Source organism: Pseudomonas mandelii, assembly GCF_002251635.1.
In the GTDB taxonomy this organism is placed as follows: domain Bacteria; phylum Pseudomonadota; class Gammaproteobacteria; order Pseudomonadales; family Pseudomonadaceae; genus Aquipseudomonas; species Aquipseudomonas mandelii_B.
Genome location: NZ_NMOJ01000105.1, coordinates 1 through 10,141, shown reverse-complemented (window position 1 = coordinate 10,141; position 10,141 = coordinate 1). Strand labels below are relative to the sequence as shown.

Below are 10,141 nucleotides of genomic sequence, written 5' to 3'. Positions count from 1 at the left end.
TCTTTGATTTCACGGTGTAGATCGCTCATCTTCGGCGAGCTCCTTAATAAAATAAGAATGCAAATAATCGTTGAGCTTGCGCGAAGCCTGAGGCGCAGGGCCACTCGCGGCAAAGGCTTGTGGGTCTATATCGGCCCCGACGCAGAAACTGAAGTGCACACGNCATTTAGGGATGCGATACCAGGGTTCGGCCTTGGTCAGAGTGCTGGGGCTGACCTTGATGATCACCGGGGTCAGGATTCTCGCACCGCGCAGGGCGATTGCCGCGCCACCCCGATGAAAGGCCGGCGGTTCGCCCGGCTGGGTGCGTGTGCCTTCGGGAAAGATGATCAGAGTCTGACCGCTTTTCAGTGCGTCTGCCGCAGCGTCGAGCATGTCCATGCTGCCGTCGTTGCTGATGTATTCGGTGCGGCGTAGCGGGCCACGGGTAAAGGGGTTTTGCCACAGGCTCTGCTTGACCACGCAGTTGGCCTGGCGCACCAGGCCGATCAAAAACACCACGTCGATCAGCGACGGGTGGTTTGCAATGATCATTTGGCCGGGGCGCCCGAGTTTTTCCGCGCCCTGGATGTCGTAGGTCAGTACGCCGGTACGGGCCATGAACCGGACAAAAAACCAAAAGCAGCGACTGACAGTTTGCCGTGCCCGTAATCGATGGGTCTGGGCATCGCCGGGCAGGCAGCTCAGCAACGGAAAAACCACCAGCCGCAGGCACAGACCGCCCAACCCGAACAGGGTGAAGCTTGCGGCGGTGGCCAGCAGACGCCAGTAATAGGCGTCGCGGTTTTTTTCGGTTACAGGTTGCGTTGCCAGGTCCATACACGATTTTTCCAGGCATGTTGGCAGGTGGTCTGCTGGCCGAGCAGGGTACGTAAGAGATTCAAGGCATGGGGCCAATGGGCGTTGGACAACGCATCGCAAGTGCTGTTCAGGGACAACTGCCAGTCGGTACCCGGTGTCAGCAACAGGCCGACTGCATAGGGGAACGGCACGTCGTCGATCCAGGCCGAGTAGGCGTCAGGCGGTTTTTCTTCAGTGACGATCAGCAACACGGCAGGCGCGCCTTCGGAAAGTAGCGCTGCGGCCTCTAGCATGCCGTGTTCAAGGCCATCACCGGCAGCGGCGAGGGCGGTCATTTCGCTGGTTTCATTGCGCAGGATCGACCACAGGCCAATAACCGCGTTGTGCACCGACAAGCTGAATTGAGTTGGCGACAACGGTTGTCCGGCGGCCAGATCGCTGAGGATTTCGAAGGTACGAGGTGTTTCGCCATGACGGGAAATAAAGACCAACGGTAGGTCCCGGCGACCATCGGCCAGGGGCCAGCCGACGCTGAACGCCATTCGTGCCAGGCGACTGAGCCGTCGGCGCTGCATGGCCGGCAGAAAAGACACGTCGGGGGCGGCATCGCTGCTCTGAAGCGCGACCGGTTGTCGGCTCCAGACCTGCCAATCGTCCACGCTTTCGAGCCCAGGGGCCCACGCGCGCCATTGGGCGATGTTGAAATTGATCACAGGCATACATCCCGCCCCTGCGGGCTTCCTTGACGCGGCGAATCGCAAAAAAAAGCGAACTGCCTGGGTGGCGCTTGGCGCCGAGTGGCGCGCATTATCCCGTTGCGACGGGTGCGTAGCAAATGATGGTTACATTTTGCTCAATGAAACGTACTGGTTGGTCCGTGAAAAAGCTGTCGTTTGGCCATTATCCACATCGGGGTGAGCATGTCTGTCAGCCTCGTCGGTAATCAGTGGCGGGTTTGGCGGCTTTTTTATTAAGAGATTGCCCCTGACTGTGTAGTCCCCATGCCGGCGAGGTAGCTAAGCAGCGCCGTGGACTACTACACTCGGTCATTCTTTGATACACGGAGGTTTTTGACATGCGGCGCGTGGTGTTCAATCAGAAAGGTGGCGTGGGCAAATCCAGCATTGCCTGCAATCTGGCGGCGGTCAGCGCCAGCGAGGGTTATCGCACCCTGTTGGTGGATCTCGATGCCCAGGCTAACTCCACTCAATACCTGACNGGNCTGACCGGCGACGATATCCCGATGGGCATTGCCGAATTCTTCAAGCAAACCCTGTCTTCCGGGCCGTTTTCGAAGAAAAATCGGGTGGATATCTACGAAACGCCGTTCGATAACCTGCATGTCATCACCGCGACCGCCGAGTTGGCTGACCTGCAGCCCAAACTTGAGGCCAAACACAAGATCAACAAGCTGCGCAAATTGCTTGAGGAACTGGGGGAAGATTACGACCGCATCTATCTTGATACCCCGCCTGCGCTGAACTTCTATGCGGTATCGGCATTGATTGCCGCTGATCGGGTACTAATCCCCTTCGATTGCGACAGTTTCTCGCGCCAGGCGCTGTACGGCTTGCTGGCGGAAATCGAAGAATTGAAGGAAGACCACAATGAAGGCCTGGAAGTGGAAGGCATCGTGGTCAATCAGTTCCAGGCCCGTGCCAGCCTGCCGCAGCAAATTCTCGACGAGCTGATCGCCGAAGGCCTGCCGGTGCTGCCGGTGTACCTGGCCAGCTCCGTGCGCATGCGCGAGTCGCACCAGGAGAACAAGCCGCTGATCCACCTCGACCCACGGCATAAGCTGACGCAGCAATTCGTCGAACTGCATAACCTTCTGGAAAACGCCTGATTCCTGGCGTGACACCAATCCACTGTGGGAGCCTGCTCCCACATTGAATCGCGGTGGTGTTAAATCCGATTCCTGGCGTGACACCAATCCACTGTGGGAGCCTGCTCCCACATTGAATCGCGGTGGTGTTAAATCCCCTGGCTACGCAACCAGCTCATCAACTGCGGNAACGGAAAAGCCCCACTCTGGCGCGCCACTTCGCGGCCGTTCTTGAACAGAATCAAACTGGGGATCGAACGAATCCCCAACTGCGCCGAGAGCTGCTGATTAGCCTCGCTGTCCAGCTTGGCCAAGCGACATTTGCCTTCCAACTGAGCCGCTGCCTGCTCAAACACCGGCGCAAAAGACTTACACGGCCCACACCACTCGGCCCACACGTCCACCAGCAGCGGCAGGTCGCCCTTGATCTGGCTGGCGTAATCGCCTTGCTTCAACTCGAACGGCTTGTTCAACAAGACCTCGGCCTTGCATCGGCCACACTTTGGATGATCGTTGAGGCGTTCGGCGGGGATGCGGTTGAGGCCGTTGCAGTGGGGGCAGGGGATGAGGAGTGGGTCGGTCATGGTCGAGGCTCTGAATGTTTGGGCTGTCTAAAACTGATTTGGAGTCGCGCGCTACGTTTATCAAGACAACAAAACCGGGCAGGCACCGTGATGCTCACATATTCGGGAGAAACAAACGGTGTCGCGGTTTGTAATCAAGTACGTAGTTTTGATATTGAGCAGCGGGTGCGCGACGGCTCAGCCACGTTCATTGAGCGACTTGATGACGTTACGATGGCAGACATCGTTGCTCGCGTCGTCAGTGCCATTGATCCCCTGGACTGACCAACATCACGACGAACAACTGATCTCCAAATGCTTCCCCCATTCCGGCGGCCGCTCGGCGTAGCTTCCCATCCCCGCTTGCTCGTCAAACGGATTGCTCAGCACCGCATGCAGTCGCCGAACCTCGGAATAATCGCCGCTTTCCGCCGCATCGATGGCGTTCTGCGCCAGATAGTTGCGCAGGATGTACAGCGGGTTGACCGCATGCATCCGCTCGCGGCGCTGCGCCTGATCAACCTCGCCTTCGCGGGCAACCCGGGCGACATACAACTCGGCCCAGGCATCGAAGCCTTTGATGTCGATGAAGTCATCACGCAAGCGGGCGACTGCCAGTTCCGCTGATTCATCCCCCAGGCGGCGGAAGAACAGCGTGTAATCGACGCCGCTGTTTTGCATCAGTTGCAGCAACTGCTCCAGCAGTTTCTGGTCATCTTCTTCAGCGGTGGTGAGACCGAGGCGGCGGCGCATCAGGTCCAGGTAGTGGGCCTGGTACAGCGGCAGGTACAGGCCAAGGGTTTCGCGCAGGGCGTCGACGCTGATGAAAGGCGTCAGTGCCTGGGCGAGGGCACTCAGGTTCCACTGCCCGATCGGCACCTGGTTGCTGAAGGAGTAACGCCCTTCATGATCGGAATGGTTGCAGATGAAGTGAGCATCAAAGTCGTCGAGAAACGCAAACGGCCCGAAGTCGAAGGTGATGCCCAGGATCGACATGTTGTCGGTGTTCATCACGCCGTGGCAGAAGCCATAGGCTTGCCATTTGGCGATCATCTCTGCATTGCGTTCGACGATTTCGCGGAACATCGCCAGGTACGGTTCCGGTTGTTCCAGGCATTCCGGGAAATGCATGGCCAATACGTGCTCGCCGAGTTCTGCCTGCTGCTCGGGCTTTTTGGTGTAGTAGAAATATTCGAAATGCCCGAAGCGAATATGGCTGTGAGCCAGGCGCAGGACCATGGCTGCGCGTTCCTGCTTCTCGCGCCACACCGGGGTGTCGGAGCCGATTACGCACAGGGCACGGGTGGTCGGGATGTTCAGGGCATGCAGCGCTTCGGAGGCGAGAAACTCGCGGATCGAAGACCGAAGCACTGCCCGCCCATCGCCCATGCGCGAAAAAGGCGTCTGGCCGGCGCCCTTGAGGTGCAGGTCCCAATGTTCGCCCGCTTCGTTGTAGACCTCGCCCAACAACAACCCGCGACCATCGCCCAGTTGCGGTGTGTAGCCGCCGAACTGATGCCCGGAATAGACCATCGCCCGTGGTTCCGCTTCGGCCCACAGCTTGTGCCCGCTGAAAAGCTCAGCGAACACCGGTGTTTCGGCAACGGCAGGGTCGAGATCCAGCAGCGCCATGGCCGCAGGGCTGGCCACCACCAGACGCGGGTTGTCGATGGGCTCGGGCAGCACATGGGCGGAAAACGTATCACCCAGGCGGGCGAAGCGGTTGTCGAAGGTCAGTTCGTCGAGGGCTTTCACCGGCCATCTCCAGCAGAATGTCCGAGCATTCTGCTAGGGATAGGGCGGTTAGTCGAGCTTGGCGGGCGGCGGCTCTTGCGGCGACTTGCCATCCACCAGCGGCACGATGGTTTTGGTTTCAGGTTCGATCGGCACCATTTTGTATTCCTGGCCGTGAAGGTTNTTGAGGTAGACCTCCATCTGACGGAACGAGATGTTGATGTGGTGGTTCTTGAACTCACGGTTGATAAAGCGGTTTACCTCGTCGATTACCGGGTTGCGGTCACCCAGGTCGCGCACGTGCATGCGCAGTTCGTGGTCGAGGGTGCTTTCGCCGAAGTTGAGGAAGTACACATGGGGTTCCGGCTCTTTCAGGACTCGCGGGTTATCGCGCGCGGCTTTGAGCAGCAGCTCTTTGACCAGGTCCAGGTCNGAACCGTAGTCCACGCCCAGTTTCAGAGTGACGCGGGTGATGGTGTCGGTCAGCGACCAGTTGATCAGTTGCCCGGTGATGAAGGTTTTGTTCGGGACAATGATGTCTTTGCGGTCGAAGTCGGTGATGGTGGTGGCACGGATGCGGATCTTGCTGACCGTGCCCGACAGGTTGCCGATGGTGATGGTGTCGCCGATGCGCACCGGGCGTTCGAACAGGATCATGATGCCGGAGATAAAGTTGGCGAAGATCTCCTGCATCCCGAAGCCCAACCCCACCGACAGCGCCGCCACCAGCCATTGCAACTTGTCCCAGCTCACGCCGAGGGTAGACAGCGTGGAGACGAAACCCACGCCGGCAATCACATACGACAGCAAGGTGGTTGTGGCGTAGGCGCTGCCCTGTGCCAGGTTCAACTTCGACAGCACCAGCACTTCCAGCAGCCCCGGCAAGTTGCGCGCGAGGGCGAAGGTGATGCCGATGATGATNGACGCCCCGAGCAAGTCGCCGATGCTGATCGGCACCATGCTGATATTGGCGCCGGTGCCGCTGGTGTATTCGTAGAGGGTGACGTTGTCCAGGTAGGAGAAGACGGTGATCAGGTCTTTCCACACCCAATACAGCGCGGCGATAAAACCGCCGAGCAGGGCCAGGCGAATCAGGCGCATGGACTGTTCGTTGACTTGCTCGATGTCCAGGGTCGGTTCTTCTATCACCGCTTCGCCGTCACCGGCTTCCTTGGCGGCCTGGCGTTTGGCCAGGGCGCGCGCATAGGCCAGGCGCCGTGCGGCCACTCCCAGGCCGCGCACGAAGGTGGCCTCTATGACGAGCCAGAACATCAGCAGGTACAAGGTGTTGATCAAGCGGTCGCTGAGCTTGAGCGCGGTGTAGTAGTAGCCGAANCACACGGCCACGAACAACGCCACGGGCAGGACGGTAAACATGACCCCGACAGCCTTGCGAAACAGCGAAGCGTTCTGGTGAGTCGGGCTGTTCAACAGCAGGCGGCCCAGCAGCCAGGCCATCAGCGCGTAGCAGGTCAGCACCACGCCGATGCCCAGCACATCATCGGCCAGCGCCGCCGGTTGCAATTCGGCAACGGCCACCACGGCGACCAGAGCCATCACCACCAGCCCGAGCCGTCGGACCCAGCCTTGCAGGAATTCGACCTGAGGTTTTTCCCAGCGGAAATGCAGTTCNGCCACGCCGCCCGGGGCGAGGATTCGGTAAGCGGTGTAGAACACCAGCCATGCCTGGGCGATCTGCAACAAGGCNGCGCCCANGTTGGCGTTCTGCCCGCGGGCGTCGATCTGCAAGGCCAGACCGCACAAGGCCAGGCCCAGCGAGACCGGCATCGCCAGCAGAATATTGATCAAAATCGCCTGCGGCGTGTGCCACTGGCTGTCGCGTTTGAAGTGGCCGATGTCCAGGTGCACCTTGCTCAGTCGGGCATACAGGCTTTTTCGCCGCCACAACAGTGCACCGATCAACAGCGCCAACGGCAGAAACAGCAGCGGCCGCTGGGTCAGGCCATCGCTCAATTCGCTCAGGCTCGAGGTCCAGGGCAGCGTAGTGACCTGCCGTTGCAGACGTTCCGGCACGCCGTGCATCCATTCCAGATCCAGCGGCTTGTTGCTGGGAATCCAGAACATCTGCTCGTCGAGCGTTGCCCGCAGGCTTTGTGCGGTGCTGAGCAGTTGCTTCTGGTTAAGTTGCAGAGTGATGGATTGGTTGAGCACCGCGCTGAGTTCGCGGTTTAGCCGCTCCAGCAGGTCCGCGCGGGTGGTGGCCAGTTCCAGCAGGCTCTTGCGCAGCTGCGGGGTGACTTGCTCCGGCGGTTGGGTGGCCAACAGATTGTCGACGTAGGTCGCCGGGTTGTTGAGCAGTTCCCGTTGCTGGTTCACTTCAAATTGAAACAGGCGAATGTCAGCGATCTGGTCGGCCAGGTCGCGGTCGAGCTTGAGGCGCGGCAGGGCCTGCTTCTGTTTATAGAGAATCTTGGAGAGCAGCAGGCTGCCCTTGAGCACGTTGATCTGTTCGTCCAGCGCCGAGTCGCTTTGGGTCACGGTGTCCAGTTGCTGCTTGGTCTGCAGGTTTTTCTGGGTCAGGTCGTTGAGGCGGTCGGTGCTTTTGAGCAGGTAGTCGGAGAGCTTCAGGTTGGCTGCGCTCTCCGTGGCCAACAGGCTGCTGCCGCCGGCTTTCTGCGCTTCGATGGATTGTTGGGTAACGGTCTGCTGGGATTGGGCCAGGCGTTTCTGGTTGATCAGGGTTTGCAGGTCCTGGATCTCTTGTTCCAGGCGATCGGATTTTTCCGAGAGCAGGTCATGCTGGCTGTTGCCCAGGTCTTGCAACTGACTGTTGCCGGCCAGTTCCTGGCGACGCAACGGGATCAGGGCATTCAGTGCCGCAAGTTCGGCATTGAGCTGGTCACGCTGNTCGCCGCTGAGCGTCTTGCCGTTGTCTTTGCCGGCCTTGAGGATCGAGTTGATCTGCTGGATGCGCGTCTGGCTGGTGGAAATTTCAGCCTGGGCGCGCTCAGGGCGGGTCTGGGCGGTAATCACCAGACTGTTGGCGTCGGCCAGTGCTTTCTGCAGATCGCTTTGCTGGGTCGAGCGCTCAGTGAGCACTTGTTCGAGCTGCTGGACCGACTGGTTGGCGTAGCGCTGCGCAACCGGTTGGACTTTGCTGGCTTTGAGCCTGGCCAGTTCCCGCTGGTTCTCAATGTTCTGCTTGGGGGCGGTGGCCAGTTGCTGCTTCAGATCGGCCAGTTTCTGATCGTAATCGCTCTTGTTATTGAGCTGGGTCAGCGTGCTCTGCAGCAGGGATTGCAGGGCTTTCTGATCCGCCTCCGGCAGTTTGCGATCGGCGATCTTGTCCAGACTCGCCTGCACGGCTTCGCTGGTCGGCGGTTCGGCCGCTTGCAACGTACCGACAGAAAGACTCAAGCCCAGCAGGGCCATGATGAAAAAAGTGCGCAGGGTTGACATAGAGACCGATCGAAAACGAGACGAAGAATGGAGTTTAGAGGAACAAGCCCGGGCCGGGGCGACTTCCTTCGGGGAATCTGACGCCCACTTTGCCGATCTTGTTCCCCTCCATGACCGCAACAGTCCAGATGGTGTTGTTCCACTCCACCTGGTCGCCGACGACGGGAGCTCCGCCGACTTTCTGGGCAATGAAATGGCCGAGCGACATGTCCGGATCGATGCCTTCGACTTTCAACCCGTACAGCGCCGCAACCGCGGCCAGCTGGGCGTCTCCTTCGAGCACGAAGTCGCCGAAGAAGCGCAGNTCGAGGCCGCGTTGCGGTGCCTGGCTGAACAACTTGCCCAAGGCCGGGAGGTTGTGTTCGTGGCCGATCACACAGAGCAAATCGTCGACTTCCAGCACCGTACTACCCGACGGGTGGAGCAGTTGCTGGCCGCGGAACAGGGCGGCGATGCGTGTGCCCTCGGGCATTTTCAGCTCGCGCAGGGCCGCGCCGATGCACCATTTCTCCGCGCCCAGGCGGTAGACGAACAGCTCCCACTCGCTGGTGACGTGTACTTCGAGGGCCGCGCGGGAAATCGGCGCAGGCTCCGGCGGAACGGTCACTTTCAGCAGCTTGGCCACCCACGGCAGGCTCGTGCCCTGCACCAGCAACGACACCAGCACGATAAAGAAGGCGAGGTTGAAGTAGAGCTGGGCATTCGGCAGGCCGGCCATCAGCGGGAACACCGCCAGAATGATCGGGACCGCGCCGCGTAGGCCGACCCAGGAAATAAAGGCTTTTTCGCGACCGTGGAACGCTTTGAACGGCAGCAGGCCGACCATCACCGACAGCGGCCGCGCAAACAGAATCATCCACAGCGCCAGGCCCAGAGCGGGCAGGGCGATNGGCAGCAGGTCATGCGGCGTCACCAGCAGGCCCAGCACCAAAAACATGCCGATCTGTGCCAGCCAGGCCATGCCGTCGAGCATGTGCAAAATGCCGTGACGGCTACGCACCGGGCGGTTGCCGATCACCAGGCCGCACAGGTACACGGCGAGGAAACCGCTGCCGTGCAGGGCGTTGGTCAAGGCAAACACGACCAGGCCGCCAGCAATCACCAGAATCGGGTAGAGGCCGTTGGCGAGGTTGATCCGGTTGACCAATTGCAGCATGACCCAGCCACCGCCGAGGCCGACCACGGCACCGATGCCGAATTCACGCACAAGGTGGCCCAACAGGCTCCAGTGCAGGCCGGTTTGGCCGCTGGCCAGCATGTCGATCAGGGTGACGGTGAGGAACACGGCCATTGGGTCGTTGCTGCCGGATTCGATTTCCAGGCTGGCGCTGACCCGTTCGTTCAGGCCCTTGCCGCCCAGCAGCGAGAACACTGCCGCGGCGTCCGTCGAGCCGACGATGGCGCCGATCAACAAGCCTTGAATGATATTAAGGTTGAACAGCCAGGCGGCGACCATGCCGGTCAGCGCGGTGGTGATCAACACCCCGACCGTCGCCAGCGACAACGCCGGCCACAACGCCACGCGAAAGCTGGATACGCGGGTGCGCAAGCCGCCATCGAGCAGGATCACTGCGAGGGCGAGGTTGCCGACCAGATAAGCCGTGGGGTAGTTGTCGAAGATGATGCCGCCGCCGTCGACGCCGGCGGCCATGCCTACGGCCAGGATGATCACCAGAATCGGGATGCCCAGGCGTGACGAAAGAGAACTTACCAGAATGCTCGCACCCACCAGCAACGCGCCGATCAAGAACAGGCTGTTGATGGTCGTCGCATTCAAAGGCAGTACTCCAGAAANNGG

General features: G+C 60.2%; 8 protein-coding genes. 2 read left to right on the top strand and 6 right to left on the bottom strand.

What is annotated here, in order from left to right:
- Positions 1-9: 9 nt before the first annotated feature.
- Both B7L09_RS15095 and B7L09_RS15090 read right to left on the bottom strand, forming a co-directional pair.
- On the bottom strand, positions 10-819 hold the full coding sequence (locus tag B7L09_RS15095; RefSeq protein WP_094469488.1) for a lysophospholipid acyltransferase family protein: 810 nt from the start codon (positions 817-819) through the stop codon (positions 10-12).
- The gene (locus B7L09_RS15090; protein ID WP_094469487.1) at positions 795-1,520 is read right to left on the bottom strand and encodes a beta-ketoacyl synthase chain length factor; all 726 of its coding nucleotides are present in this window, start codon (positions 1,518-1,520) and stop codon (positions 795-797) included. Before B7L09_RS15090 ends, B7L09_RS15095 begins: the two co-directional genes overlap by 25 nt.
- Before the next feature lie 356 nt (positions 1,521-1,876).
- On the opposite strand from B7L09_RS15090, the gene B7L09_RS15085 reads away from it, so the two are divergent.
- Positions 1,877-2,647 carry a ParA family protein gene (locus tag B7L09_RS15085; RefSeq protein WP_094469486.1) on the top strand — a complete coding sequence of 257 codons (771 nt, stop codon included), beginning with the start codon at positions 1,877-1,879 and terminating at the stop codon, positions 2,645-2,647.
- A gap of 128 nt (positions 2,648-2,775) precedes the next feature.
- On the opposite strand, the gene trxC is transcribed toward B7L09_RS15085, so the two are convergent.
- Entirely contained in the window at positions 2,776-3,210 is a 435-nt protein-coding gene (gene trxC, locus B7L09_RS15080) for a thioredoxin TrxC (RefSeq protein WP_094469485.1), read from the bottom strand.
- Here trxC and B7L09_RS32405 point away from each other — a divergent pair.
- On the top strand, positions 3,133-3,474 hold the full coding sequence (locus B7L09_RS32405) for a putative type II toxin-antitoxin system PemK/MazF family toxin (RefSeq protein WP_255142040.1): 342 nt from the start codon (positions 3,133-3,135) through the stop codon (positions 3,472-3,474). The two genes, trxC and B7L09_RS32405, sit on opposite strands and share 78 nt — an antisense overlap.
- 6 nt (positions 3,475-3,480) lie before the next feature.
- Here the strand turns inward: B7L09_RS32405 and selO are convergent, their stop codons facing one another.
- The 3 genes from selO to B7L09_RS15060 form a co-directional block, all read right to left on the bottom strand.
- The gene (gene selO, locus B7L09_RS15070) at positions 3,481-4,944 is read right to left on the bottom strand and encodes a protein adenylyltransferase SelO (RefSeq protein ID WP_094469484.1); all 1,464 of its coding nucleotides are present in this window, start codon (positions 4,942-4,944) and stop codon (positions 3,481-3,483) included.
- 48 nt (positions 4,945-4,992) lie between these two features.
- Positions 4,993-8,343 (bottom strand): mechanosensitive channel MscK, encoded by a 3,351-nt coding sequence (gene mscK / locus B7L09_RS15065; protein WP_094469483.1) that lies wholly within the window; start codon positions 8,341-8,343, stop codon positions 4,993-4,995.
- Positions 8,344-8,377: 34 nt separating this feature from the next.
- Complete coding sequence (locus B7L09_RS15060; RefSeq protein WP_094469482.1) at positions 8,378-10,120, bottom strand: potassium/proton antiporter; 1,743 nt, start codon at positions 10,118-10,120, stop codon at positions 8,378-8,380.
- Positions 10,121-10,141: the final 21 nt, after the last annotated feature.